Origin of the sequence: Tardiphaga sp. 709, assembly GCF_032401055.1 — a bacterium.
Taxonomy (GTDB): Bacteria; Pseudomonadota; Alphaproteobacteria; order Rhizobiales; family Xanthobacteraceae; genus Tardiphaga.
In genome coordinates, this window is sequence record NZ_CP135529.1 from 355,849 (window position 1) to 379,892 (window position 24,044).

Genomic DNA, 24,044 nt, shown 5'->3' on the forward strand with positions numbered 1-24,044 from the left:
TGTGCCTCAGCCGGCCTTGAGCTGCTGGATGGCGGATCGCACGTCGTCATGAACCGTACCGGAACTATCGACACGCCGCGGAGCTGGAGCCCCTGCAGACGAGCCCTTGACGCTGACAGCCGCACGGGAGGCCTGCGAGGATTTCTCCTGCACCTTGGCAACCTGTGTCTGTGCGGTTTTGGCGTTTTCGGCAGCCGTCACCTGGGAGCGGATATCCGGGTTGAGCCAGATAGCGCGTTCATAGGCTTTTTCGAGTAGATCGAATCCGTCAAGGGTCGGGTCAAGAGTCCTGACTTCGACGATTGCCGCCGGCAAATGCTCTTCAACCATAGCGTAGTGCGGTTTTGATGCCGCGAACTGTTGCGCGATTGAATAGTTCTGTCGGAATTCGACCTGCTGTAGACGCTGGACAAGAACTGGATCGGTTTGGACAACCTGCGGACCACGCTCCTCAGTCCGGACCTGTTGAGGCGGGTTTGATGCGAGTTCTGCGAGATCGATACCGTTCTTCTGAGCGAGCCACATGATCGCTTCGACGGGCTTAGTCTCGAGGAACGTATTTCCGTCAATCAGGCGTTTGATACCGTCATCGACAGACATTCCTCGCGCCTGAGCCGCTTGGGCAACCGGTGCAAGTGCTTGCTCATAACGAGCGGTCTTCTCGGAATACTGGCGAATGCCGTTGGATGCTTCCTGCTCCCTCTTGAGGACCGCCTGTTGAACAGCGGGAGGGATGGAAGCCCAAGCCTGCTTCGCATCAGCCGCCCAACTGACCGGAGGGACTGCAGCAACCGTTGATGGCTGCTCGTTTACCTTGGCCACATCTTCCGCGGGCGGTAATTTCGGGTCAGCGGCGGCTACTGCCGGCGTCGCTTCTTTGGGTGCGAATTTGCCATCCGGACCACGAACAAGGTCCTTCGCTTCTGGCTCTTTCGCTTCTGGGACTTCGGGCTCTCCCTTGAGGGAGGCAATTGCGTTAACAACGTCGTTGTTGATCTCATCCCGTGCCGATACCGGCTCAACAACTTCCTGTTCAATGATCTTGTCGTCTTCGATCTCGTCAGCCATTACCACTCCCTGCGGATTGTCGGGCGATAGCCCTGGTTCACCATCTGAATTGCTTGCTGGACGTTGCGGCGCAGATCGGAGGGACTTTCCGCACGTTGCGGTGCCTCACGATCATTGCCCTTCTCGACAAGCCCGGCTTCCTTAGTCCACCTGCGAAAGACCGATTTGCTCGCTGTCGCACGTCCGTCTGCGTACCCGTGATGCTCAAGGTCTGAACCCAGATCATCGGAGATGACGTGAACGCCGCGATATTTCGGTGCTGCCTTGTGCTTCGGAACGATCTTGCCGTTGCGATAGACGAAGGTGCCGCGGATCATTTCTTGATCTTCCGCATGGCAACGATTGCTCTTGCGTACTTGACCATCTGGGCCTCGTGCACAGCCGCGACGATGTCGGTACAATTTAACGACCGCTCCAGATGCGCCCTTATCAGAACCTGAAGCTCAAACTTGCTAAGCTTCACGTCATGTCCTCGATTGCGGCCTCACGCTTGGCGCCTTCGTATTGGACCTGACGAACCTGATCCTGGTACTCGGCCCAGCGTTGCATCAACTCGATCTGCTGAGGGGAACGGTCGGCTTCGGGCACAACCATTGCTGCGTTCACATCCATCTGGAACAGGCGAAGCCTGCCGGCCGGCATAATGGATGCGATATCCGCCTGCTCCTGCTGGCGCGATTTCATGATCTCGACTGCCCTGCGCTCTTCCAATGTTGGCTCAGGCGTCGGAGGTGGTGTGTCGTCGACTATTTCAAAGTCGGCGACGAACAGATCCGGCAATCCATCACCCTGCGGCACGCGAATAACAGCCTGTTCAACAAGTATTGGGGCGGTCGGCTGAGGTATGCCAACTGTCAAAGTGTGATCAGTCATGTTCTGTCGGTGCGTTTCCACCATGGCTGCGAAATCGCTGTCGCCGATCATGGATTTTGGAACAAGAAGTGTCATTTCCCACCTCTGGGCTTGGGTTTAGGCTTCATGGCCTCTTTGGCCTTGGCTTCACGAACCTTTTGGCTGAGTTCGAATTCATGCTCACCAGCCTGCGCTTCACGCTCTGCGGCGGCTTCGGACAGTTCATGGTCACGGATCGATGCTTCAGCATCCAACTGATGATCGCGTTCCTTGGCCGCTACATTCATTTCCGTCTCACGCTGTTTGGCAGCCAATGACATTTCTTGCTCTTGAGCCTTCAGCGCCATCTCGCGCTCCTTGAACTGCAGGTTCATCTGCATTTCGCGCTCTTTGAGTTGGAACTCTCGTTCCTTGATGGCCATCTCAAATTCTTGGGCTTGCTGATCACGCTGCGACTGCTGATCAGCGGCCTGCTGCTCCATCTGGAAACGCATCTGGTCGCGCTGCGTTTCTGCAGCTTGCGCGTCCGCTTCCGTCTTTGCCTTGATCTCTTCCGGGCTAGGTGGCTTCGGCGGCGGGTTCTTCGACATCTGCGTCAGCTTGTCGATTGCCTGCTCCCAGACGCCCTCAACATCACGCCCTGCCCCAAACCTTCGGAATGCGAATAGGATGGACTGACCAAGTGCCGGCGTGAGCTGCGGCATGACCTGACCGATTGGCAGCGCCTTTTCCAAAAAGCCGCCAACCGCAGTAAACAGCTCAACGACCGAATCCTTCGCGGCCTGCTTGTCGACCTCAATTGTGCTGTCTGTCTCGATATCGATGCGAAACGTGCGCATCTTGTCGTCACGCAGAAGCGAGCAGATCTCCATAAACTTCTGCTGCGCCAGATCCTCGATAGGAGGCTGAGCAGTTGGCTGCATCCCGGCGCCAGCGGGAGGGATGACGCCGGGAGCGCCAACGCCAGGCGGAGGTGAGACACCTGGGTCGAGCGGAGGTCCACCATTGTGGCCCATCATGGGAGGCTGAGGTGGTTGCTCAGACCTGATTTCATCCTGAATAAACGGCAGCATCCCCGTCATTTCGGCGAGGATTTCCGGCGAAAACTGCTCGGATACGATCTCAGCGACAATCCGGATTGCGTCGCAGGCAAACCGCGCCACTTCCTTTTTGCGGTCCTCCAACCGAAGCGATGCAAACTGGCCCTTAATCTTCTGCTCAGTGGCCGTCTTCGTGCCGCCCTGCGCCTGCCCACGAACGATATCGGACAGCCCGGTAATCTCGGCCATATCGGCCTTGGTGCGATCACGGGCCTCATAGAGCCGGATCAGCGCTTCAACCACGTCCTTGATCGGGACGAAGTCCATCGCGGCTTCAATGCCGCCCTTTGACGCAAACTCCGAATAATTCTTGACGCCGATCATCCGGTTATCGACGCCCTCAGAGAGGATGCGCTTCAATTCCGGATAGGATGCGTCGTAAACACCATTGACCCGAATGGCATCGGTCAGCGCCTTGATGCGCGCCGTAAGGTTGTCCAACTCGTCTGCCTGATCCTGATACTCGACGTAATCAGGCACCGGCACGAGCGTGTCATTCGTCGTCGTCGCATACAGCGGCTCAGGGCACGGCCAGAACCCATCAAGGCTCAACGGGTCATCCGTGCGCTCAAGGGCAGAATTCGGATAATCCGGAGCGATGAAGATCACTTCCCGGTCGGTCTTGTTCCAGATTTCCCAGACACAAGCCCGCGGCTGCTTGCGCTTCTTCTCCTTGTCGTTCTCGCTGTCCTTGTCGCCGGTTCGAAGCGGCACGAGGTCAGCAATAAGCTTGCCGGTCTCCTTGTCAGTCGCCTTGAACCGCGCCCGCAATTCCTTGCGGGTCAGCATTTCCTCTTTGGCGACCCACCACACTTCCTCCCAAATGGGAGCGGGTGAATGCCGGAAGCGATTCCACGCCACATAGTCCGTGCAGACCTTCTCATAGGTCACAGGACGCGGCGCTTCATCTCCTTGCTCATCGTCGCCCAGGTCAACCGGATCGCCATAGGTGGGCTCGTAGCGCTCCCACATCGACCCACGACCGCACAGCAAATAATCCAGCACGACCTTCTTCATGGCCTTGTGCATCTTGCCGACTTCGATCTGGACCTCGATCGACCGCTCCAGGGTCATCGATGCGAGCCGAGCCAGCGGGTCCTTGTCGAGAAAACGACGCTCGGCTACCGGCTGGGGCGCCTTGATGTAAATGGCCGGCAAAAGCGTCTGGATGTTCGACCACAGCGCATTGAAGCGAGAGCCACCTACCGAACCGTCTGATTTCTCCGTTCGCTCATCACGGTAACGCCGCACAATCTTTTTGCAGCGCGATTCCCAGTCCTTGAAGTCATCCCGGTAGGCGTCAAGCTGCGCCATCCAGTACGTGACAAAGGCCGCGTCGTTCTTCTGCTCCGGATTGGCGTCGGGTCCGGTCTGGGCTTCTTCGGCCACTACTATTCGCCGTTGCCCGACGTAAACATGACGATGGGCGTACCCGCGGAGCAGATCGCCGCGGCGTGAGTTACGACAGGGCTGATCGAGACGATGATCGACTCATTCGGCCCAACCGGAAAGCTGCCGGGCGTCGCTCCGGCCGGCACCGTGGCCGCAACCGTCGAGTCCCCGAACACCACATATGCAATGTTCGTCGCATCTAGATTCTTGATCCGACACTGGTTGGCTCCGAGCGGCACCAATGCCACACGCGCACTCGTCACAGCAGACGTAATGCTGACCGTCCCAACCGTTTTGGGAGAGAAGGGATTGAGCATTTGAAATCCTCAAAGAAAAACCCGCCACAAGGGCGGGTCAGTTAGGCCAAGATGTCGTCAGTTCAGACGGCAACCGCCGTGTTGTCATATGCGTGGGCCAGTGCCTCGTCAGCCTCGGCCTTGTTCATGCCTTCAGCCAATTCGAAGTAGCCGACCTTCGATGTCGCCATGGACGCGTCATGCACGACATATCCGCGCTTGGCGCCATCCGCCCAGACCTGGTAGACCTTCGTGCGCTCGGTGTCCTTGTGAGCGTCCTTCAGAAACACGTCAGGCGAACCGATGGCCGACTCGTCAGCCCTTGGAACGTTGTTGGCATCAGCAGTACCGGGAGACTTCCAGTCCTGCTCCTTACGCTCGACCGGAGGCTTGATGTCCTTCGGTTCGTTCTTCGCGCTAGATACCGTCATGACCATTCTCCTGTGAGGGTAGATGCCTCACAACGCGGTCATGAATCGAAAGTTCAAATTCTCTGTCGACGCGGCTCACGATCAGCCAAGTCGGCTAGATCCGCATACGTCGGCAACTGCATGCCCGGTACAGGCTGGCTACCAACCACCAGAGCCCGATCAGGCTGACGAGGATATTCAATATCAACGCTCTTGACCGCCATCGCCAACGTTCGAAAGCCGTCCGCATAGTGGCTGGCCCAATTGTGTAGCGGCTTGTCCGAGAAGATCTTCTTCTCGTCGTCCCACTCGGTCTGATACTGCCTCAGACCCTCGACCGCGTTGTCATTGCACCGGCTTTCGTCGATGTAGCAGCGCGGGAGAATCTGGCGAACGGCTGAAATTCCGTCCATCAGCGCATGGTCCATAACCTTCTTCGGGTTCAGCCCGCATTCGATCATGACCTCGATGCGCTGCTTGGCTTCCCCATACTTCGGATCGAGCGGGTTGTTGTTCCAGACCCCCATCTCGCGTTGACGCCCGTCATGGGGGACATAATCGTCGCCCCGTTGCAGGCCTAGACGAGCCGCATACTCCTTGACGACCTCAGCATGATGCCCAATGCCATAATTAGAAGCGGCGTAGCATCCCAGAACCAGGACATGCGAATAGCCCTTCGTCCCAGGCACTACCTGGAAGAACCAGATGACGTTGGAATCCCGAATCCCAAGATCCCACGCGGTGTGAAGCGGATAGCCCTTGATCGGCTCAAGCGGTCTGATGCGCCCTTCCCGCGTCGCCTGTGCAAGCTCCTTGCCCCAGTAAGCGCCAAGAATGGCTGCATCGGCTGAGCAATAGTATTCCTGCTGGATCAGGGCTTCAGCGGCATCGGCTCCGTACAGCGCCGTATAATCGACCCTCACCTCTGCAAGCTGCTCTGGGGAGATCATCCCCGTATCATCAATCGTCAGGGTTTCGCAGAACCAGTTCTTGTTGATCTTGGCTGCGGTGTGCATGTCGTGGGCGTGGTTCTTGCCACGCGGGGTGGTGATGAAATCTGCCCAGCCCCCGTTTTCGAGAAGCATGGGCTGCAGGTATCCCCACGAGGAGGGATTGGAAAGCGCCCATTCAGAGAAGACGATGCCAAAAGGTGTCGCGCCCACAAGGCTATTGGGGTTGTCCGATCCAACGACACGCCAAGATGCTCCCGACTTGAACGTGATAGACATATCGTCGTTACGGGTATTTTCCCTCAATTCGTGAGGAAAAGCCTCGTCAATTCTCAGCTTGCCGCTATGCGGATTGATTGCAGTCCAGATCGCCTTCCGGGCCTGGGTATATTCCGGCAGGCAGTGCCAGTAGTTGCCGATCCGCATATTCGGGCTTGGATTGGACGGATCAGGGTGCATGGCAACACAGGCCTTATGCAAACTAAGCTCATCCTTGCCAGCTCTACGATGCCACCAAAGGCTCGACCGCTTTACCCCACGTTCCCATGCCGACCATGCCGGCATTTGGTATTTGCGCGGACGCCAGCCGTTAGCTGGAATGGTTATCTGCAAAACGCACCACGGCGACGGTCAACGCATTCCCGTCAATATCCTGCAACGTCGTCGGCGCCTTACCCCACCCCCGATCAATGATGCTATTGGCAGCGGCAACACGAGCAGCAGCAGGCGCTGTCTTCTCGTTCATGATGCCTACCAGCACATTCAGCGCCTTATCGGAGTGCGACCGCGCCAAAGATCGAATTTCTGCTGGTGCTTTAGCCATTTGTTCGGTTCAGGGCTTCTGATCGCCCTTCCCTAGTTTTTCGATGAAAGTACCGGGCGCCCCGCTCATGCAACTGGGCTTATGGGGGCTAAGGAATCGCGAAAGCGGAGCGTCCCGATTGGAATTTGATGCGCTGAGGGGACAAGCCGCCCTGCGGGTGAAGCCCAAGCAGGAATGGGGCTGTCGGTGACCGGCGCTATAGATCAACCTGATTTGCTCCAATCTCGCTATTAAGACTGTTTTAATTGGGCTTCATTTCACGAATTATCCTCACGGCCTTCTTCCACGCCAATCGGTAAATCTCATTGCCGTTCTCCTGCTCAATACGTTGCGCCGCAGCTTCCAGCGTCTGGCGCTCAACATCCTCGCGGGCCAATTGCTCGGCAGTCTTGGGGTTGCCATAGCTCATGCTGCCCTCACCCCGCGCTCGCTCTCGACTCCATAGGTGTTACTGTCCTGGAGCTTGAAGTGGACCTTCTTGCCGGCGCGGCTGGTGATCGTTGCGAGCATATCCTCAAACTCGCCGACTACCACCATGATCTTGGCGCCGATCGGCATGGGCTTGTTCTCTTCCCAATCGACTATGATTTGTTTGCCCCTCAGGAGGCCGTACACGGGCCTCTTGCAATCCCGACGTACAAAGTCCCACTCGCCGTTCAAATATCGCTCCTTGAGTCTCCAGATCGTTTCTGGAGGCACTGCAACGGCCCTGCCTGTCTCATCGGCGATCAGCGCCTCGATCCCGTTGACTTTCCGCACCGCGTAGAAATTGCCGTCAGGGATCTCGACGAACATGTACCGGCCGAGCACCGGGTATTCCTTGGCCTTCTTCGTTCGAGCGTGTGAAACCCAGCGGCGAAGCTTTGGCCAGAATGCCCGATAACCGAGCGAAGCCAGTTCCAGTTCGGCCCGGCGCTGACAGTTCGGATTCGTAACCGCGATGTACCAAGTCATAGGTTCTGCCCCTTGTGCTGTTGTCTGACGCTGAACGCTACTGAGACTCAACCTAACTAACTGTTCTGAATCACTAAATGTGCGTACGCAGGCCTGTTGAGAATCACCCCTGCGAGGAGTGCTGACTTTTCAGCGCTCCTCCCTCATCGCCTTCCGGTATGCTTCGATGGCGGCTCTCGCGTTAGTGATGTACGCGCCGATGATATCCAAATCCCGATCTTCGAAAGCCTGCTCTGGGATACCGTCAAAATCATCGTTGTAGATGGCGGTAGCCACAGCGCGGATGATCTTCTCCGACACAGGGCTCTCCCCCATGGCGTCGCCCGTGCTGGGGGTGGTCATCGGAATAGCTCCTTGAGTGTCAGTAGAGAGATCGCGGTAAAGCCGATTGTCAGAAATGTATTCCCGCCGTCGTTTAATTTAACATCTGGATAAGCGACTGCTGCGTACATCAGGATCGCCCACGCTACCGCGGTCATACCCATCTCATACCTCCACGATCTTGAGGCCAGCATCCTCCAACAAGGAAACGATATTCAGCGCACCATCCGCCGACATGTACCCCTTAAAAACATCTGTCGCCCGCTCCGTGGCTGTCTTCCGCTTCTCAAGTTTAAGCAAACCGAGCATCTCCAGGCGTCGAACAAACTGCTTGTGTTCCTCGATCATCCTCGCCTGCGTCTCTTCCGGCCGTTCGTTCGGCAGGCTCCAAACGACGCAACTGGAACCGATTGCCACTGCCTTCAAGGCCTCGTCTCTCGTCATTCCCATTCTCCCGGTTTGATTTGGATCTACTGCATCGAGCGGAGGGCTAGGCGGCTTCTTCATCAGCGAAGAGGCTTTCGAGGTGTAGACCAAGCATTCTGGCGAGATACAGCGACACCGGCCTGCCATTCGCCATCTTTATCGGCACAATTCCGTTGGCCAGGTATTCCTCAATCAGCCTGACATCACCAGCGGCGATCATCTCAGCGGCCCGCGCTGCATCCACTTCGGGATCGGCCTCCGAATTCTTAGCGGCAAAGTCCGCGCGGAGATTTCTGAAACCTTCAACAATGTACTCGTGCTCGTCTGAGGCGTTCATTGGACCCTCTTCATCTTGACAACGATGGCGCCATGGCTCGTCTCGATCTGGCTTTCTGGCGGCGGCAACGGCGCCGGATCCATCGCACGCTCGGTTGAGATGACCATCAGCAGACGCTTGAGTTTCGTCACCTGAACCTCGTATGGACCAAGCTCCACCAGGCAGAGCTTGCGAAGCACGGCCGGCGAAGGCGCGAAGTTGAAGTTCAGTGTCCCCATGCGCAGATCGTCTGGCACATCGCCACGCGCCCAACGCTTCACGGCGTTCGCAATTGCCCAGGGCGGCATATCCTCAACCGCGTCCTCGTAGACCTCGCTGCGCGCCGTCGCCGCCTCAACTGACGAGCCGCCCGCCGTTGGAAAACCAAGCTGCATTTTTGTCAGGAGGGATAATCTCGCCTTCGCGGACTCGTTCTGCGTCAGGTTCGACCCGGTGATAATCTCCGTCAATTCGGCTAGCCGGCTCTGAACCAAAACTCGGTCCTCTGCGGTCAGCTCCATCCCCATCGGAAGATCCAGGCGCGTCGGTTGCTCCGGCCATTTCACCGTCCCGATCGAGCGCGCGAGCTTTTCGATGTGCGGCGGCAAGGATCGCATCGTGTCCAGTTTGGCGCGGATTTGCAGTTCGGTTGCCATAGCTGCCTCCAGCAGATTTTGATCGTTTTGCGATGATCTCAGCGGCTTCACGCTGCACCCAGCCCTGAAACGCTTGGTGCCAGTTGATTTTCTTGGCGTTGGCCCCACCAGCCGACCAAGCCCAGCTCGCCATCCGCTGCCAAAGCTCGCAGGTTTCCGGCTGTGTCAGCCCTCGGCTCAGGCCGTAAGCGAGGTCAGGGCCTGCAATTGCAGCGTTTTCCGGCAAACGATGCGCGCGCTGATTTTGAGTTTTGGAGATGGGTTTGGGGGTAAGGGGGTTATTAGGGGGTATGGGGGAAAGAAGGGGGACGGGGGAAAGGGAAGAACCATTGTCCGCGCTGTCCGTGGATTCCACGTCTGTCCGTGGATTTCCTTGGACATCGATGGATTCCGTAGGACAATCCTGGACAGCAGCGGATTCCGCAGCCTTCTTGGCCTCGCGTTCGATCCTTTTCCGATCGCGATCCTTCGCGCGCTTCGCCTCTGCCGCGGCTTCATGCTCCGCAGCATCGGCGTTCACAGCAGCAGCCAACTGCTCCGCAGAGCAGCCAGCCGCCACAAGTGCATTGATGACAGCCGAAGCGATCATAGGCCGCCCAGCGCCTGCGCGTAGGACTCTACGAGAGCTTCTTGCTCCGCTCGCTCGTTCGGATCCTGCGATCGCATACGAATGACGGTCTTGAGCGCCTTCACGTCATAGCCGTTGCCCTTGGCTTCCACGAATACTTCGCGGATATCTTCCAGGATGGCTTTCTTGTCCTCATTCAACCGCTCGACGCGCTCAATGACTGAAAGAAGCTGCTGCTTCGCGTTGTCGCCGATCATGTCCATTTTCGTACCCCTGTCGCTCAAGAATGGTGATTGCCATTTCGTAATCCCCGGAACGCAGGTACAAACTCATCGCGAGGACGTATGGATTAATGTTGTGTGACTTCCAGAACTTCTCTTCGTTGCCGATGTGGTGCTCTTCGCGATGGTGTTCGCCGCAGAGAGGCACTGTCCATTCGTCAGATGGCTTCTCGGCGCCGCCCGTATTGCGCTTCCCGTATTCGAGCGCGCTGGCCCTCAGGTGAGCGGCCTCTGTGCTGGTATTGTCGCCGCAACAACAGCAAGGCAGCGCCCGGATGAAATCCAGGTGAACGTTGTTCTTGACGCGGGGGCGCTTGATGAGGCTCATGCGGCCCTCGCTTCATCATGGAAGCGGACGCCATTCTCGGCGCCCCATGCCAGCATGAACTCGATAAGGTCGGTCATTTCCTGCTTAGACAGGTCGGACGATGACTGCCCCCACGGGATGAACGTCGAGTTGTCCAACGCCGGCACGAATTGCACCTCACGACCGCAGGCGTGCATGAACAGCACCTTCCACTGATCGGGGGTATACTTGCGGCCAGCGTGTTCCTTCTGCGTCGCAATGTCGGTCAGCATTGCCCACATGCGATCATTCTGCGGAATCGACCGCTTAGGCTCCTTGAACTCAATACGCGTGCCGATAGGAGCCTGCGCCGCCCAATGAGCAGCGCGGGAACGATCGATCTTGCCGAGAACGGTAATCAGCGCACGAGCCATAGAAGCCTCCTAGAACGGGATATCGTCGTCCATGTCATGGTTGCGGCTTGTTTGGCCGCCCGCTGATGTGCCGGGATTGGTAGATGCTTCGCTACCGGTCTTATCGCCGCCGCCGTCGAGCATGGTCAGTGTCGAATTGAAGCCCTGCAGCACGATCTCGGTGGAGTATTTCTCAACACCCTGCGGATCGGTCCATTTGCGGGTCTGCAGCGCGCCTTCGATATAAACCTTGGCGCCCTTCTTCAGATACTGCTCGGCGACCTTGGCGAGACCCTCGCTGAAGATCACGACGCGATGCCACTCGGTCTTCTCCTTGCGCTCGCCGGTGCCCTTGTCGCGCCAGGTATCCGAGGTCGCGACGGTCAGGTTGACGACCGGATTGCCGTTCTGCATCCGGCGAACCTCGGGATCCTTGCCGAGATTGCCGACCAAAATCACCTTGTTGACTGAGCCTGCCATTATTCTGCTGCCTGCTTGTATGAGCCGACACGGCTCAGGGTTAATTCAAGGTGCTTGCGAGCCGCCACGCGGAGCAGTGGGATCATGCTCTTGTATTTCTCACGGAAGGCTTCGGCGTCGCTTGGCTGCGTCACGGTCTCAGTGACGATGCGCAGCAGAAGACGGTAGGTCGCGACGTTTTCAGGACCGCCCCAGCCGATGCGCTTAGCCGCCTCATCGTGGACTTCATCCAGCTTCTTGCGCTCTGCATCGGGGATCTTGAACGAGCGCCCAGCGGCCTCTAGAGCCACCCATGGAGACTTCATTTCATAGAGGTAGCGCCCGACACCCCAGCGCACAGCGGCACGCTTGAGGGCATCGCTAAGCATTCCCTTCTCACCTTCAACGTCCGTTGCGCCTGCCCCGTCTGCCTTCCATACCCACTCCCCACCAGGGAGCCGGACACCGAGATTGCAGACGATCGAACCGACGACGCCGGCTGTATAATTGCACTGCCAATTTTCCGGCCCGCAGACGCTATCGAGGCGGTCCATCACGGCGCGGGCGTCGATATATGCCAGCGCCATGCCCTTGCTCTTGTCCTGCGTCGTGCTGCCGACGCGCCAATCAATCTCTTCGGCCGCGAATGGCGAACAGAGCGCGTCGAATAGCTCTTGTGCTGTTTCGAAGCTCACCGCTTGCCCTCCAGGTCATCGTGGGTGATCTGCAGAGCGTCCAACGCTAGCGCCAGGCGCACACGGCACGACGGTGACATGAGGATCTGCCGCGCGGCATTGTTCAGCCGGTAGCCGGCAATATCAGAAGAGATGGCGCAAAGATTCTCAACGGCGTGTTCAACCTCAAACTCCCGAGAACTCATGAACACTTCGGTGTCGGCATGTACTTGAGACATTTTCATGCTGCTTCCCTTTCATACGATTTGACGATGACCCTGCATCCAAACTCACATGCGCCCCAGGACCATGAGCCGCCATGCGCCAGCTTGTCGTTTTCAATCAGTCCGACACGCTGGAGAAAATCGAGAACGTACTTGCCGCGGTTGTCGCCATCCATGAGCGGGCTGCGAAGCTTCTCGTTCAGCGTCAGGTGATATGTGAACTCACCCGGGACGAACTTGAGCTGCTTGGCCTGCGCCAAATAGAGAATGTCCGCGTCCTTCAAAAACTTGACCATGTGCTGGTTGCCGTAAACCACGGGCTTGCCAGTCTTCCTGTTCTTGCCGATCTTGTTGGCGTCGTTAACAGAGGGCGGCCACGGCAATTCGATTACAAACGTCATGCCCGCTCCTTCAGTGCCAAGGCCGCGCCTTCAACCACCATGTTCGCAAGCTGGTCTCTCGTCACTTCCACGCGCTCGAACTCCCTGCCCTCAATCTGTAGGTTGAGCAGGATCACGCCCGGCGCCGGCTGGGTCAGATAGGCGAGCTTTGCGACAGGGGCTTTCATGACAAGCGCACTTCCTTCTTGAGCTGCTTGTTCACGACATCCTTGAGCGCTTCCTCCAGCATGATCCGGCGAATGGATCGCTTCTTCTCGGAGGCGATCAGCCCGCGAAGGTGCGCAGCCTTGTGGATCGGCGCCAGCGGGCGAATGCGGCGGATGACTTCATGGAGGGGTGTCGGTTTCATGCCCGTCGCTCCAATGCACTGAAGCCAGGTTTCGGATCCCCGAACATCGCAGCGGTGAGATCACGAGGTGCGCAATTGATGCGCCTGTCCCGATCAATGAACCTTTCCGCCGGCACGATAGTGCGATCTGCTACTAGGTTCGTGCAGACTGGAGGATCAGTGAGATCGGCATATCTACCGGCGCAGGACGAACGGGGCCGATCAAACTCGTGAGCGATATCACCCCATCGCATCTTCTGCTCACGAAGAAGCAGAAGCTTGGCATCTTCCTCTGGCGTCCATGAACTGCAGCGAAACACTTTGACCTTGAAGCCTAGACGCTTGGCAGCCGTGCGGACATATTCGCGGCGGCACTTGAAGTGCTCAGCCAGCTTTCCGGCATCCCACTCTGGATTTTCAGCGCTCATCTGCTTGATTTCATCTGCCAGTGACATGACGCACGACTCCCTTGATCCATTCCCACGCGATCAGAATTTTAAGAACCAGATTTCTCGCTAATGCCTTCAGTGCGCGCATTCGGTCCCCTCCTTAGGGCTTGCAATCGCAGCTCGTCTTTTTCGTTCTCTTGCTCAACGCGATTACAAAAAGCTTCGTAATTTGCCCTGATATTCTCGTAGACCGTTGCTTTCGGTTCTTTGGCTCCTTGGCCCTCGTAACCTCTGAGGTACTTTCTGAACCATTCGTGATGCACGCCGATGGCCTTCGCCACGGATCGATAGGCGAGCATCTTTGATCCCGTCTGAATCTTCGCGCGCTCAAACAGGGCCGAGGCCTGGAGCTTCGTGTGATCGTTGATTTGTGCGGAGCTGATCATTGTAGATTTCCGGACATTCTTTGTACTCACTTGGACAATCCTTCAGTTCATGGTGTGACCATGACGAAGGCAGCTACACATCACTCGAATGACAACGAAGAGCTTCCATTCAAGAGCATCGGATTGGCGTCCATGCTCATATTGAACAAACTGCGTTTGGCGACACAGTTAGAAGTTACAGAACAAGAGAAAGATGAAACCGAGGATGCAGGCCGCAGTCACGAAAGCGGCCGCACCGGCTACGAGGGCAGCGACGCACGCCGCACCAATCGCTTTGCTAAGGGGATCAAGTGAGCTGGCACCCATGACGTGAGGCTCCCTATCGATTGACGACCAAGTTTTGAAATTACGCTGTGCCCCCGGCGTAAGCAGAGGTGCGCGAGATCGGATGTTTGCCCCGTAGGTCTCGCGCACGCTCATGCTCTGAACTCCCGATATGAGATGATCGCAATCAGGCCGGCGACGAACGCGCAGGCGTAGCCAATGTGAATGAGGATTTCTGGGAGGGTCACGCTGCACCCTGCGCCGTTGGGGCAGCGGGGACGTCTTCAGGATTTGTCCAGAGGTCAGGCCGCAGCTCGGAAGCCGGCACTTCACCCTTAGTAAAATGATGGATTGCTAGAGCGAGCTTCGGGCCTGCACGCCCTGAATGCTTCGCTTTATTGATCAAGGGCTGCGAAAGCCCGATGGCACTCGCTAGCTTGGCTTCAGAACCGCCAGCGAGGTCAATTGCGCGATCGATTGGTGACTTTTCCATAACTTGAAAATAACAAAAGTTATGAGGAAGTCAAGAACCAATGTTATCAGGACAGTCTATAACCGATGTTATAATCTCCCGACTCATGGAATCGGGAAAACTCATTAGATCTGAACGTGTTGGCAAAGGGTGGTCGCAGGCCGAGCTGGGCAAGCGCGTGGGCGTATCTCAGGTGGCTATCAAGAAAATTGAAGCCGGCCGGACGATAAAATCGAAGCATCTCCCAAAGATTGCCGAATTGCTCTCTATACCTTTGTCTAAGCTAGACCCTTCGCTGTCGCAGCATGGTTTAGGAACCGCTAACCACTCCGACAACGATACCCTGCGGAAAACTAGAATAGCTCCACCCCCCAGTGAAACTTTCGGTCACAATGCCCGTATCGGAGCAGCCGTCTCCGGCTTTGCGAGAGTTCCGATAAGGGGCCAAACAATGGGCGGTAAGGACGGGGCACTAATATTCAACGCGGACGAATATTTCGGGGAAGTAGAAGCCCCATCTAAGCTGGCCGGTGTCCCTGATGCCTATGCGGCATATGTCGTCGGCGATTCTATGCTGGAGCGATATCAGCATGGGGAAGTCGTCTATGTTCACCCCTATGCGCCTGTTAAAAAGAACGATTACGTGGTCATCCAGATCCAGGTGGGAGACCATGGCGCTGTACATGGATGGGTGAAGCGGTTCGTGTCCAGAGATGACACCACACTGAAGGTGCTCCAACTCAATCCTCGTAAGACGTTGAGTTTCCCGAACGACCGGGTAGTTCACGTTCACAAGATTGTGGGAGCTGGCGAGCCATGATGACTCGCCGGGGACTATCCCTCTTGAACTCGACCTTCAGTTGCGCTCTGGTGTCCCACCCCATTTAAGGGGAATCTTGGGAGAAACAAATGAAGCACCTCTTCTTGGCTCTGGCCGCGCTGTCGTTCCTCGCGACCTTCATCCCGGCAGCCGAAGCCGCGTGTCCTCCGGGCACGACCTACAACTGCACTTCGACCTATAACGGTAAGCAGAGCTGCGGCTGCCGCTGAGCCAGCCCAGGGCGCCTGGTTATGCTGGGCGCCCGCCAGCGACCGTTGGGGATGTGAGATGGACGATAATTACGCAACTAACCTGATCCGGTCCGTTTCTGCGCAGCTTTACATGCAGAACGTGATGCAGCTTTCCCAGGAGATGCTGGGGAAGTCTTATTCTTCGCTTTCCCAGCCCGAGCGGTCTTTGGTCGATCGGGCTGCTTACGACTTGCTGGCTCACTTTTACTCGGTTCTGACGCCTGAGTTTTTTGTGGGACAACAGACTGCGGCGTCGGTTGGGTTTGGCACGACCCATCCCGATAGACCTGCCCAGCCGCAGCCAAGCCAGCCGGATGCGCCCAAGGCGCCTGGTTAGCCTTCCAATCACTTAAAGCCATCTAACCACCCTCCCCGGCGCCATGCCGGCTGGCGGGTTTTAGCATTTATTTTGCCCGATGATAACTTTTCTTATTGACGGTTATCATAACCTAGGTTATCACTAACCCATCCAAGCAACGACGGCGCGGCCGTCCAGGGTGGGCAAATCAGATGGCAAATTTCACATACTACGTCGCAATGCTGGATTACGGGCGCCGCGGTCGTGAGGCCATCGTCGATCCGAACGAGTCCCGCCAGAACATCATCGACAAGGTGAAGTCCGGTGAGATCGACCGCGACAAGCTGATCTTCATCCACGAAGTCACGATGGGCAATCTTCCGGTCGATGTGACCGAGGATGTGCTTGCCGCTGCCGGCACCGCCGAACTTGAGGCTCGCGAGCAGTACCGCAACTGGCGCTGGGATCACGAGCGGGACCACCACAAGAACTTGGTGGTGCTGTGATGAGCCCCGCAGACAAAGAGAAGGTCATCTCGTCGGCCTATATCGCTGCGGCTGAGGTGTTTGAAACCTACGCAAGCGATCAGATCGCATCAAAGCGCTTCCAGTCCACAAAGCGAGGCAAGGACGCCTGCGATATCCGTGCCGAGATTTGGTCGGACGCTGCATCCGAATTGCGCAAGGCCGCAACTTCTGAGGTGGCAGCATGACCGCCCAGCAGATCGCCGACGAACTTCTCCGTGAATGGCAGCAGTGCCCTCTCCCGCCGCAAGAGCGTCTGGAAGAGATCGACTACGAGAACGACCTTCTGCGCGTTCGCATGTCGGTCAACTACACATCCGACGCGTCGCGCGGCACCTACGACTAGCTCCGTGTCGCAGCAACACCGCGCCACTGAGGCGCTTTGACACAGAAAATAGAGGGGAATGACGATGGATTTCTCTACCCTGCAAGGAAAGACCCTCACGAAGGTTGAGCAGATCGGCGAAGATGTTCTTCGCTTCGAATGTGAAGGTGGTGAGGCTTACCAGCTTTACCACAATCAAGATTGCTGTGAGACCGTTGTCATTGATGACATTTCCGGTGACTTACAGGATCTCGTTGGATCGCCAATTCTGTTGGCTGAAGAAGCAACCAGCGAAGACGATCCGCCCGGCTACAAACACGAGTATCAACCAGAAAGCCAGACGTGGACGTTCTACAAGCTGCGCACGATCAAGGGCAGCGTGGACATTCGTTGGCACGGGTCGTCGAACGGCTACTACAGCGAGAGTGTCTATTTCGACGCCGCCTAGGGCTCTTTTCGTCCACCGTCAACACGACACCACCAGGGGCTTTTCAAATGGCAGAGCATACTCCGACGCCGTGGCGCGTTGAACGAGGCACCGATCTGATCTGGGGCGCCTGCAATCCTGATGACATGACCACTTATGGTATGGGCTATGCGATCGTCTGTGGGACAACCTCCAGCTATACGGGAGGCAAGCCAAGCATAGATGAGCGAGAAGCCAACGCTGACTTCATAATCAAGGCCTGCAACAGCCACGACGCGCTGGTGAAGGCGCTGGAAGGCATGGTGTTGGTTTGCGGTCGCACTGGCGACTCTTTCACCGACTTCGAGGAACAGGCCGAGGCCTTCTATCAAGAGATCGGGTGTATGCGCCCCGGCAAAAGCGTCCCCATGGAAATGGACCGCGACGACCATGAAGAGCGCCGCATCAAATACAACGCGTGGGTCCAGATCAAGATTGAAGCAGGCCGCGACGCCCTAAAGGCTGTTGAGCAGTCTTCCCATGACTCAAACCGTGGGGATGCGCAGTCATGACGTTCCGCGTCGGACAGAAGGTCGTGTGTGTGGCGCAATGCAGAGCGAAACTTCCATGTGAAGTGATGCCCCGCATGGGTCAGATATACACAATTCGTTCAATCTGCGATTACGACGACGGCATTCCTGGGCTCCTATTCGCTGAAATCCGTAATCCTGAGCTTCATTACGCCGATGGCTTCGGTGAGTGCGATTTTAACGCGCTAAAATTCCGCCCCGTAGTCGAGCGCGAGACCGATATCAGCGTCTTCCACGAGATCCTGCGCACGACGAAGGCACCGGAGACTGTTGCCGTGTGCTCCCATGAGGAGAAACCCCATGGTTAAACTCACCGATATCGAAGCTGAAGTACTGAAGGCGCTTGGCTCGTCGCGCGGCTATGTCGCCTGCGATGGCGAATGGCGCAAACCCGCTCACGACCTTGAGAAAGCCGGCCTAGCCGACTGGAAGGGCTCATCGTGGGGATCCCAGTTCTGGGAAATCACCGACGCCGGCCGCGCCGCCCTGGCTGATGGGGGCCGGCATGAGTGAGCGTGGTCTGAAAGAGATCGTCCAGTCGATCGCATGGCACTCGATCAATAATACCTGCAATGACGAGGTTATAGTCTCGTTGGTCAAAGAGGCTTACAGGGCGCTGGGCTCTCGCGCAGTTGCCCCAGGATCGCCAGAGCCTATCGTTTCGGTCCTTGATGACGAGCTTGTCGTGGAGTGGCCCGGCTTCATGCATATCTGCATGGACGATGATGGTTTCGGCTATGCCGTGAACGAAACCGGCGTCTATCGACCCGGCAAGTTCAACGAGTGGCCTGCGGCGGCGCAAGAGATCAAAGCCCTGCTTGCCGCGCGCGCCGCACCGCCTGTCCGCTCAACTGCCATGACGGTAAGTGCGGAGCCTGTCGGATATGTCGCCACCCATGCAACGGTCGGTATTGACCGAAATACGTTCGCAAAAACGGAGACGGAAGCAACTTCCCGCCTGATGATGGTCGGTGTTGCGGGCGACCATGGCTGGTCAATCATGCCAGTTTTTGCCGCCCCGCCCCCTCCCGCTGATACTGTGCGGGATTTGATCCAGCACGCTTTGCTCGACGACGAGTATTTCGGAAACCGATCTGCCGATCAGGACCAGTTGGAAGAACAAGCTCGCGGATCAGCGGTTCTCATCGCAGAGAAGATCGCCGCCCTCTCCGTACCAGCACCGATAGAGGCGGGGTGGCGGGACATCAGCACGGCGCCGAAGGATGGCACTCACGTTGATATCTGGTCTCCGTCATCGGGTCGCCACCCCGACGCAGCGTACAACGCTGCCGAGTATACATCAGGCGTGCCCTGGGGCTGGGGTTCGCAGCGGCTCGGGCGTATTCGTGACGCCTCGCACTGGATGCCCACTCCCGCACCGCCTCGCCATGATGGCCAGAGCGGAGGCACGCAGTCATGAGCGTCGTTCAGTTTGAGAGCCCGGCGTGGAAGGTTCACACGCCAAACCTGCTCAAGGAAGTTTTGAGCAATCCCAGCGCAGCGGTGCTGCGACAGCCCATGGCCATCTTGGGCCGGTTGTTGGCCGCAGTGGCAGAGCGTGCGAGCGAAATCAACGACCCGGCACTGAACATGCTGATGTTGCGTCTCACGCTCTATGACGCGGCGGACCCGCTTCTGCACCCACAACAGGAAATCGACGCCGTATTCAAACACGTCGAAGCCGCTATGGCGCTCACGGTCAAGGATCGGGGCGCCTCATGAAGGCGCTCGACCTCTTCTCATGTATCGGTTGCCACGCGATCGGCTTTGAACGCGCCGGCATCGCGACCGATGTCTTTTGCGAAATCAACCCTTTCCGGAGAATTGAACTCCGGCGCCGGTTTCCAGGAAGCGAAGTGAATGCTGACATCCGAGACTTCTATTACGAAGGCGTGCGCCCAGCCGATATCATCATCGGAGGGCCGCCCTGCCAGCGGACGAGTGTTGCATCCGCAATTCACGGCTATCGCACTGGCGAAAGCCTCTGGCCTGACATGCTCGCGGTCGGGGTCGCTTCCGGCGCAGAATGGTTTGTCGTGGAGCAGCCCCCGGGAAATGCGGCGTGGGAAGCCGAAGTCTGTGACGACCTTTCCAAAACTGGCCGCCACGTCGCCCGATTTGAGTTCAGCGCTTGCGACGTTGGTGCGCCTTATATTCGCCGGCGAGTGTTCGTGGTTGCCGGCACCAGCTTGCCGAGACTGGAGATCGCCAGGCAGTCGCCTCCCACGAGCGATTGACGAAACCAAGAGGGCAGCAAATGCCCGAGGTGATTGGAACGCGGATCAGCTCGCATCTATACCGGTGGATGCTCGCACTGCCGATGAGTTCGACCAAGGCCCCGCCAGCCGAGAACGCCGAGAGTGGATCGACGCGCTAGGCGATAGCAACCCTCCGCACATGGCCGAAGCGATCGGCCGCGCCATCATGGCCGCGACGGGCAAGACCAGGATGCAGCCTGGAATCCTGAGCGAAAAACCAGGACACAGCCTGGAATCCGGGGGCTTGGCGTTGTTTGGGGAGGATCGGGCATGAGCACCGATCTTGTCGAGAGGCTGCGCGAAGCCGACATTGGCTGGTCGGGCGATGCCGCATGCGTCAGTGCCGAGGTAGCTGAAGAGGCGGCCGCCGAGATCACCAAGCTCCGCGCCGAACGCGACGCCGCCCGGAACGCATTGAAGCCATTCGCTACGGCGGCGGCTGATGTTCACGAGAAAGCCTTCGACGCCGACAATCTCTGGGAATCGCCAGCTGCAATGAACCTCACTGCTGGCCACCTTCGTGCGGCATCAGCGTTGTTTGCGACGACGTGCGCCACCCCAAGCGAGGGGCAGTCATGATCGATCAGAATGCTATCTGGTGCGAGAAATGCGGCTACCACGTCGGCCAAGCTTGGATCGACGATCAGGAATGCCCCTTCTGGGAGTGCCCGTTGGACAAGCCACGCGTCGTCGATACTGGCGATGCCTTGCATCAGATTCTCGGCGAGGCTCTTTCCCTGACCTCTCAAGACGTGGGAGGCGCCCGTGAATCATAAGCTTCCGCCTCGCACCGCTGACACGATGTCCGATGCGATTGCAATAGCATCGCCGAACGGCCGGATGTCCAAGCGAGCCAAGGATGACGCTCAGAAGCGCCTCGGCGAAGCATTGTTCGGGCCAGGAGGCTTGCAAAGGCCTGGACTACCGCCGCAGCCATCGGAAGCCGAACGCCTGGCCCGCGAGGCCGCTCAATGCCGAGAGCATGCGGCGCGCGGACTACGGCCGCGGGCCAACATCAAGCAGGCCGAATGGTGCGAGCGACGCATCGAAGCGCTGGCCGCTCCCGCGATGGTTCCGCACGGTGAAAAGACCCCATGAAAAAGGCGGGTCCGGACCATCGTGAACGTGCTTACGCTCCCCGCGGATTGCGCCGGGAGGCTGCGGCCGATTGGGTCGGGCTGTCCCCATCAAAGTTCGATGAGATGGTCAAGGATGGCCGGATGCCAAAGCCAAAACGGGTGGATGGCTGCGTGATCTGGGATCGATACAGCCTTGACGCCGCTTTTGAAGCCCTTCCTGATGGCGCGACTGCGTCGGCATGGAGCCGCGTGGCATGATCATCGGGGCACAAGTGGTTGATCAGAAATACCTTTATGAGGATTTCGACCGGCATGGGAATCGCCGACTGTATTTCCGGCGCCGTGGCTATCCCAAGGTCCGATTGCATGAACCGCAGGGTTCGCCCGAGTTCTATGAAGAATTTGCAGCTGCCGTGGCCGGCCGCCCCTATGGCGAGGCCAAGCTTTCACGCCCAGCGCCGCCGCGGATCGTCAAGGAATCGCTGCGCTGGCTGATCGAGGAATATTACCGCAAGTGCGATGAGTTTCAGGCCTACGACGAAGAGACCAAAAAGGCGCGCCGGAACGTCCTAACCAACCTGTGCGCTGAGCCCGAGGTCGAAGGCAGCGAGGCCCAGGTGGGCGATCTGCCATGCGCCATGCCTGAAGCAGCAATCAAGACACTGCGGGATCGGAAGGCTGTGACAGCCCGGGATGCAGCCAATGCGCGGGTGAAGGCGCTCCGACAGGTCTATAAGTGGGCTGCTGCACAGAAGCCGCCGCTAATCGAGCGTAATACGGCAAACGATGTTTCGCTGCTGAAGCCGAAGAACAGCGACGGCCATTACACTTGGACGATCGAGGAAATCGAGAAGTTCAAGGTCCGTCACCCGATCGGCACCAAGCCGCACATGGCCTTGATGCTTTTCCTTCTACTGGGTCAGCGGATCTCGGACGTCTCGAAGCTCGGCAAGCAGCACATCAGGAAGGCCGAACATGTCTCGGCAGAGCTGCGCGCTGTTCACCGGGGGCGCTGGCTGGCGTTCCGGCAGCACAAGAACCGGAACAAGAACCCGGTCGATCTGATCATCCCGATTTTGCCCGAGCTGGAGGTGGCATTAGCCGAAGGGCCGGCCGGCGTCCTGACGTTCCTGGAGAGTGGCCACAAGAAGCCCTACTCGACGAAGGGGCTGGGCAACTGGTGGGCTGATCAGTGCATCCTTGCCGACGTCCCGGGACGGGCTCACGGGCTCCGCAAAGCCGGCGCAACCTTCGCCGCGGAGAACGGGGCGACGCCCCACCAGCTCATGGCCATCTTCGGTTGGCGGAAGATTGAACAGGCCGAGGTCTACACCAAGAAAGTGCGTCAGCAGCGCATCGCGGGCGCCGCAATGTCGATGATCACTTACGGCCAGACCGTGAACGAATGTGACCCACCTGCCGACAACGTGTCAAATAGTGGGTCAATTAGCGCCTGAAAAGGCAACGATATCAATGGTGGATTTTATGGATAGGATTCCCGACGTGGCCTCCATCAATCCAATCAATGACTTAGCCTGCCAGACCCGTGATCGGGCGCGATTGCTATGAGTGGTGCGCTGCAACACTTCGCTTGGCAGGATTGGAGTATTGATCGTAGCATCCTGCCAACCCTAGGGGGGCACGATGAACATCCGGGTCTTGATCGCCACGTTGCTGATGACCTCGCCAGGCTGGGCCCAGGCCAAACCGCCCGTTCCAGTCCGCACCGATCCTTGCGCGCCGATTGGCCGGACCGCCGACGGCCAGTTGGTCTATTCCATGAAGTGCGAGAAGTTGCCGGTTCCGGTGGTGCCGCCGCAGGCCGCGGCCCCGGCACCGCCTCCCGCGCCCGTTGCGGAAGAAGCGCGCGGGGGACTGTTCCGCAATCCGTTTCCGTCGCTCGTCAGGCCGTCATCATCGAGTGACGAGCGTGAAGCCGGCGTCGGTCCTCCGCCCGGCAGCCGATAGGCCCCGAGATCAATCAAGATAGAACGCGATCAGGCGTGCTTCTTGCGCCGCCAGTCGCGCTTGGGCTTCGGCTTGGGCGCCAGTTCCGGCATGACGCTCTGGGCTTCGCGATATTTCGCCAGCATCCGCTCGAAGGCCTCGTTCAGCGTCGCTTCGATATCTGGCTTCCGTTCGAGGCTAGCCAGCAGCATCCCCGCGGCTTCGATGGTCGACAGGCCGTCCTTGCGTGGTTCGCGGCGCAACTTGCCGTAAAGCGACGGTTTGGCCGGTCCAAGAATGACGCGCTGGCATTTCAGCATCCAGGCATTACGCCACCACAGCGCCTTGGCCTGACTCCAGGTACCGTCGAGCAGCACGATACCCTGGATGTCTTTCAGCAATGCGCGCTGGTTTTCCTCAGCCTGACCCTTGCGATCGATGGCCAGGATGTCGCGATCGGTCTCGTAATCGGTGACCTTGGCCGAGCCAAGGTAGAGGATCGCCCAACGGGCCGGATCGGCGACCGGCTTACCCAGCGCCTTGGCGAGGCTCGGCCAGGACAGGCCGATTTTGACCGTGGCCTTCTTGAAATGCAGGGCTGCGACGCGGGCGGTGGCTAGCGCCCTGTCCTGCTCCTGCGGATGCTGCAGGATCAGGAGTTCGATCTTGTTGTCGATGGGCGTGATGCTGTCGCAGATGCACAGCGGCATCGGCTTGTGACAATGCGGACATTCCGGGATCGCCTCGACGACCCCGTCAGCGGCTTGCATATCTGAT

Annotated in this window: 47 protein-coding genes; 20 read left to right on the forward strand and 27 right to left on the reverse strand. The window is 58.1% G+C overall.

Features of this window, described 5'->3' with window-relative positions:
• Positions 1-6 precede the first annotated feature (6 nt).
• The 25 genes from RSO67_RS01830 to RSO67_RS01950 form a co-directional block, all read right to left on the reverse strand.
• Entirely contained in the window at positions 7-1,068 is a 1,062-nt protein-coding gene (locus RSO67_RS01830) for a hypothetical protein (RefSeq protein ID WP_315842097.1), read from the reverse strand.
• Entirely contained in the window at positions 1,068-1,385 is a 318-nt protein-coding gene (locus tag RSO67_RS01835) for a hypothetical protein (protein ID WP_315842098.1), read from the reverse strand. Before RSO67_RS01835 ends, RSO67_RS01830 begins: the two co-directional genes overlap by 1 nt.
• Before the next feature lie 142 nt (positions 1,386-1,527).
• Positions 1,528-2,016, reverse strand: coding sequence for a hypothetical protein (locus RSO67_RS01840; protein ID WP_315842099.1), 489 nt, complete (start codon positions 2,014-2,016; stop codon positions 1,528-1,530).
• The gene (locus RSO67_RS01845; RefSeq protein ID WP_315842100.1) at positions 2,013-4,409 is read right to left on the reverse strand and encodes a hypothetical protein; all 2,397 of its coding nucleotides are present in this window, start codon (positions 4,407-4,409) and stop codon (positions 2,013-2,015) included. The genes RSO67_RS01840 and RSO67_RS01845 overlap by 4 nt, the downstream gene beginning before the upstream one ends.
• A 2-nt stretch (positions 4,410-4,411) precedes the next feature.
• On the reverse strand, positions 4,412-4,729 hold the full coding sequence (locus RSO67_RS01850) for a hypothetical protein (protein WP_315842101.1): 318 nt from the start codon (positions 4,727-4,729) through the stop codon (positions 4,412-4,414).
• A gap of 62 nt (positions 4,730-4,791) precedes the next feature.
• On the reverse strand, positions 4,792-5,139 hold the full coding sequence (locus RSO67_RS01855; RefSeq protein ID WP_315842102.1) for a hypothetical protein: 348 nt from the start codon (positions 5,137-5,139) through the stop codon (positions 4,792-4,794).
• Between the two features lie 53 nt (positions 5,140-5,192).
• On the reverse strand, positions 5,193-6,527 hold the full coding sequence (locus RSO67_RS01860; RefSeq protein ID WP_315842103.1) for a hypothetical protein: 1,335 nt from the start codon (positions 6,525-6,527) through the stop codon (positions 5,193-5,195).
• A gap of 130 nt (positions 6,528-6,657) precedes the next feature.
• Positions 6,658-6,891: a hypothetical protein gene (locus RSO67_RS01865; protein WP_315842104.1), complete on the reverse strand. Its 234-nt coding sequence runs from the start codon at positions 6,889-6,891 to the stop codon at positions 6,658-6,660.
• A gap of 241 nt (positions 6,892-7,132) precedes the next feature.
• Positions 7,133-7,300, reverse strand: coding sequence for a hypothetical protein (locus tag RSO67_RS01870; RefSeq protein WP_315842105.1), 168 nt, complete (start codon positions 7,298-7,300; stop codon positions 7,133-7,135).
• Positions 7,297-7,845: a transcription termination/antitermination NusG family protein gene (locus RSO67_RS01875; RefSeq protein WP_315842106.1), complete on the reverse strand. Its 549-nt coding sequence runs from the start codon at positions 7,843-7,845 to the stop codon at positions 7,297-7,299. Before RSO67_RS01875 ends, RSO67_RS01870 begins: the two co-directional genes overlap by 4 nt.
• Positions 7,846-7,974: 129 nt before the next feature.
• On the reverse strand, positions 7,975-8,187 hold the full coding sequence (locus RSO67_RS01880; RefSeq protein WP_315842107.1) for a hypothetical protein: 213 nt from the start codon (positions 8,185-8,187) through the stop codon (positions 7,975-7,977).
• Between the two features lie 144 nt (positions 8,188-8,331).
• The gene (locus RSO67_RS01885; protein ID WP_315842108.1) at positions 8,332-8,610 is read right to left on the reverse strand and encodes a hypothetical protein; all 279 of its coding nucleotides are present in this window, start codon (positions 8,608-8,610) and stop codon (positions 8,332-8,334) included.
• A gap of 46 nt (positions 8,611-8,656) precedes the next feature.
• The gene (locus RSO67_RS01890) at positions 8,657-8,929 is read right to left on the reverse strand and encodes a hypothetical protein (RefSeq protein ID WP_315842109.1); all 273 of its coding nucleotides are present in this window, start codon (positions 8,927-8,929) and stop codon (positions 8,657-8,659) included.
• Positions 8,926-9,564 (reverse strand): hypothetical protein, encoded by a 639-nt coding sequence (locus RSO67_RS01895; protein ID WP_315842110.1) that lies wholly within the window; start codon positions 9,562-9,564, stop codon positions 8,926-8,928. Before RSO67_RS01895 ends, RSO67_RS01890 begins: the two co-directional genes overlap by 4 nt.
• 585 nt (positions 9,565-10,149) lie before the next feature.
• Positions 10,150-10,389, reverse strand: a complete 240-nt coding sequence (locus RSO67_RS01900) for a DUF2312 domain-containing protein (RefSeq protein ID WP_315842111.1) — start codon at positions 10,387-10,389, stop codon at positions 10,150-10,152.
• Positions 10,346-10,741, reverse strand: coding sequence for a hypothetical protein (locus RSO67_RS01905; protein ID WP_315842112.1), 396 nt, complete (start codon positions 10,739-10,741; stop codon positions 10,346-10,348). The genes RSO67_RS01900 and RSO67_RS01905 overlap by 44 nt, the downstream gene beginning before the upstream one ends.
• A complete protein-coding gene (locus RSO67_RS01910; RefSeq protein WP_315842113.1) occupies positions 10,738-11,133 on the reverse strand; it encodes a recombination protein NinB in 396 nt (131 codons plus the stop codon). Before RSO67_RS01910 ends, RSO67_RS01905 begins: the two co-directional genes overlap by 4 nt.
• 9 nt (positions 11,134-11,142) lie before the next feature.
• The gene (gene ssb, locus RSO67_RS01915; RefSeq protein ID WP_315842114.1) at positions 11,143-11,592 is read right to left on the reverse strand and encodes a single-stranded DNA-binding protein; all 450 of its coding nucleotides are present in this window, start codon (positions 11,590-11,592) and stop codon (positions 11,143-11,145) included.
• The gene (locus tag RSO67_RS01920) at positions 11,592-12,266 is read right to left on the reverse strand and encodes a Rad52/Rad22 family DNA repair protein (RefSeq protein WP_315842115.1); all 675 of its coding nucleotides are present in this window, start codon (positions 12,264-12,266) and stop codon (positions 11,592-11,594) included. The genes ssb and RSO67_RS01920 overlap by 1 nt, the downstream gene beginning before the upstream one ends.
• The gene (locus RSO67_RS01925; protein WP_315842116.1) at positions 12,263-12,490 is read right to left on the reverse strand and encodes a hypothetical protein; all 228 of its coding nucleotides are present in this window, start codon (positions 12,488-12,490) and stop codon (positions 12,263-12,265) included. The genes RSO67_RS01920 and RSO67_RS01925 overlap by 4 nt, the downstream gene beginning before the upstream one ends.
• Positions 12,487-12,870 (reverse strand): hypothetical protein, encoded by a 384-nt coding sequence (locus RSO67_RS01930; RefSeq protein WP_315842117.1) that lies wholly within the window; start codon positions 12,868-12,870, stop codon positions 12,487-12,489. Before RSO67_RS01930 ends, RSO67_RS01925 begins: the two co-directional genes overlap by 4 nt.
• Positions 12,867-13,037, reverse strand: coding sequence for a hypothetical protein (locus RSO67_RS01935; protein WP_315842118.1), 171 nt, complete (start codon positions 13,035-13,037; stop codon positions 12,867-12,869). Before RSO67_RS01935 ends, RSO67_RS01930 begins: the two co-directional genes overlap by 4 nt.
• Positions 13,034-13,219, reverse strand: a complete 186-nt coding sequence (locus tag RSO67_RS01940) for a hypothetical protein (RefSeq protein WP_315842119.1) — start codon at positions 13,217-13,219, stop codon at positions 13,034-13,036. The genes RSO67_RS01935 and RSO67_RS01940 overlap by 4 nt, the downstream gene beginning before the upstream one ends.
• Entirely contained in the window at positions 13,216-13,653 is a 438-nt protein-coding gene (locus RSO67_RS01945; protein ID WP_315842120.1) for a hypothetical protein, read from the reverse strand. Before RSO67_RS01945 ends, RSO67_RS01940 begins: the two co-directional genes overlap by 4 nt.
• Positions 13,654-13,694: 41 nt before the next feature.
• Entirely contained in the window at positions 13,695-14,033 is a 339-nt protein-coding gene (locus RSO67_RS01950; protein WP_315842121.1) for a hypothetical protein, read from the reverse strand.
• A 60-nt stretch (positions 14,034-14,093) separates the two neighbouring features.
• On the opposite strand from RSO67_RS01950, the gene RSO67_RS01955 reads away from it, so the two are divergent.
• Positions 14,094-14,327, forward strand: coding sequence for a hypothetical protein (locus RSO67_RS01955; protein ID WP_315842122.1), 234 nt, complete (start codon positions 14,094-14,096; stop codon positions 14,325-14,327).
• Positions 14,328-14,541: 214 nt separating this feature from the next.
• Here the strand turns inward: RSO67_RS01955 and RSO67_RS30410 are convergent, their stop codons facing one another.
• On the reverse strand, positions 14,542-14,790 hold the full coding sequence (locus RSO67_RS30410; RefSeq protein ID WP_410001797.1) for a transcriptional regulator: 249 nt from the start codon (positions 14,788-14,790) through the stop codon (positions 14,542-14,544).
• 40 nt (positions 14,791-14,830) lie between these two features.
• On the opposite strand from RSO67_RS30410, the gene RSO67_RS01960 reads away from it, so the two are divergent.
• From RSO67_RS01960 to RSO67_RS02050, 19 genes are all read left to right on the forward strand, one after another.
• Positions 14,831-15,589 carry a helix-turn-helix domain-containing protein gene (locus RSO67_RS01960; protein WP_315842123.1) on the forward strand — a complete coding sequence of 253 codons (759 nt, stop codon included), beginning with the start codon at positions 14,831-14,833 and terminating at the stop codon, positions 15,587-15,589.
• Between the two features lie 89 nt (positions 15,590-15,678).
• Positions 15,679-15,819: a hypothetical protein gene (locus RSO67_RS01965; protein WP_315842124.1), complete on the forward strand. Its 141-nt coding sequence runs from the start codon at positions 15,679-15,681 to the stop codon at positions 15,817-15,819.
• Positions 15,820-15,877: 58 nt separating this feature from the next.
• Complete coding sequence (locus RSO67_RS01970; RefSeq protein WP_315842125.1) at positions 15,878-16,177, forward strand: hypothetical protein; 300 nt, start codon at positions 15,878-15,880, stop codon at positions 16,175-16,177.
• A gap of 173 nt (positions 16,178-16,350) precedes the next feature.
• On the forward strand, positions 16,351-16,644 hold the full coding sequence (locus RSO67_RS01975) for a hypothetical protein (RefSeq protein ID WP_315842126.1): 294 nt from the start codon (positions 16,351-16,353) through the stop codon (positions 16,642-16,644).
• Positions 16,644-16,850, forward strand: coding sequence for a hypothetical protein (locus tag RSO67_RS01980; protein WP_315842127.1), 207 nt, complete (start codon positions 16,644-16,646; stop codon positions 16,848-16,850). Before RSO67_RS01975 ends, RSO67_RS01980 begins: the two co-directional genes overlap by 1 nt.
• Entirely contained in the window at positions 16,847-17,008 is a 162-nt protein-coding gene (locus tag RSO67_RS01985) for a hypothetical protein (protein ID WP_315842128.1), read from the forward strand. Before RSO67_RS01980 ends, RSO67_RS01985 begins: the two co-directional genes overlap by 4 nt.
• A gap of 64 nt (positions 17,009-17,072) precedes the next feature.
• On the forward strand, positions 17,073-17,435 hold the full coding sequence (locus RSO67_RS01990) for a hypothetical protein (RefSeq protein WP_315842129.1): 363 nt from the start codon (positions 17,073-17,075) through the stop codon (positions 17,433-17,435).
• A 47-nt stretch (positions 17,436-17,482) separates the two neighbouring features.
• Positions 17,483-17,965 (forward strand): hypothetical protein, encoded by a 483-nt coding sequence (locus tag RSO67_RS01995; RefSeq protein WP_315842130.1) that lies wholly within the window; start codon positions 17,483-17,485, stop codon positions 17,963-17,965.
• Positions 17,962-18,291 carry a hypothetical protein gene (locus tag RSO67_RS02000; RefSeq protein WP_315842131.1) on the forward strand — a complete coding sequence of 110 codons (330 nt, stop codon included), beginning with the start codon at positions 17,962-17,964 and terminating at the stop codon, positions 18,289-18,291. Before RSO67_RS01995 ends, RSO67_RS02000 begins: the two co-directional genes overlap by 4 nt.
• Complete coding sequence (locus RSO67_RS02005; RefSeq protein WP_315842132.1) at positions 18,284-18,496, forward strand: hypothetical protein; 213 nt, start codon at positions 18,284-18,286, stop codon at positions 18,494-18,496. The genes RSO67_RS02000 and RSO67_RS02005 overlap by 8 nt, the downstream gene beginning before the upstream one ends.
• Positions 18,489-19,403, forward strand: a complete 915-nt coding sequence (locus RSO67_RS02010; protein ID WP_315842133.1) for a hypothetical protein — start codon at positions 18,489-18,491, stop codon at positions 19,401-19,403. The genes RSO67_RS02005 and RSO67_RS02010 overlap by 8 nt, the downstream gene beginning before the upstream one ends.
• On the forward strand, positions 19,400-19,705 hold the full coding sequence (locus RSO67_RS02015; RefSeq protein WP_315842134.1) for a hypothetical protein: 306 nt from the start codon (positions 19,400-19,402) through the stop codon (positions 19,703-19,705). The genes RSO67_RS02010 and RSO67_RS02015 overlap by 4 nt, the downstream gene beginning before the upstream one ends.
• Complete coding sequence (locus RSO67_RS02020; RefSeq protein ID WP_315842135.1) at positions 19,702-20,220, forward strand: DNA cytosine methyltransferase; 519 nt, start codon at positions 19,702-19,704, stop codon at positions 20,218-20,220. Before RSO67_RS02015 ends, RSO67_RS02020 begins: the two co-directional genes overlap by 4 nt.
• A gap of 160 nt (positions 20,221-20,380) precedes the next feature.
• Positions 20,381-20,515: a hypothetical protein gene (locus tag RSO67_RS02025; RefSeq protein WP_315842136.1), complete on the forward strand. Its 135-nt coding sequence runs from the start codon at positions 20,381-20,383 to the stop codon at positions 20,513-20,515.
• On the forward strand, positions 20,512-20,820 hold the full coding sequence (locus tag RSO67_RS02030; protein ID WP_315842137.1) for a hypothetical protein: 309 nt from the start codon (positions 20,512-20,514) through the stop codon (positions 20,818-20,820). The genes RSO67_RS02025 and RSO67_RS02030 overlap by 4 nt, the downstream gene beginning before the upstream one ends.
• The gene (locus RSO67_RS02035) at positions 20,817-21,017 is read left to right on the forward strand and encodes a hypothetical protein (protein WP_315842138.1); all 201 of its coding nucleotides are present in this window, start codon (positions 20,817-20,819) and stop codon (positions 21,015-21,017) included. Before RSO67_RS02030 ends, RSO67_RS02035 begins: the two co-directional genes overlap by 4 nt.
• Before the next feature lie 318 nt (positions 21,018-21,335).
• Positions 21,336-21,578, forward strand: a complete 243-nt coding sequence (locus RSO67_RS02040; RefSeq protein ID WP_315842139.1) for a hypothetical protein — start codon at positions 21,336-21,338, stop codon at positions 21,576-21,578.
• Positions 21,575-22,777 (forward strand): tyrosine-type recombinase/integrase, encoded by a 1,203-nt coding sequence (locus tag RSO67_RS02045; RefSeq protein ID WP_315842140.1) that lies wholly within the window; start codon positions 21,575-21,577, stop codon positions 22,775-22,777. The genes RSO67_RS02040 and RSO67_RS02045 overlap by 4 nt, the downstream gene beginning before the upstream one ends.
• Before the next feature lie 187 nt (positions 22,778-22,964).
• Positions 22,965-23,288, forward strand: a complete 324-nt coding sequence (locus RSO67_RS02050; protein WP_315842141.1) for a hypothetical protein — start codon at positions 22,965-22,967, stop codon at positions 23,286-23,288.
• A 29-nt stretch (positions 23,289-23,317) separates the two neighbouring features.
• Here the strand turns inward: RSO67_RS02050 and RSO67_RS02055 are convergent, their stop codons facing one another.
• Positions 23,318-24,037, reverse strand: coding sequence for a tRNA-uridine aminocarboxypropyltransferase (locus RSO67_RS02055; RefSeq protein ID WP_315842142.1), 720 nt, complete (start codon positions 24,035-24,037; stop codon positions 23,318-23,320).
• Positions 24,038-24,044: the final 7 nt, after the last annotated feature.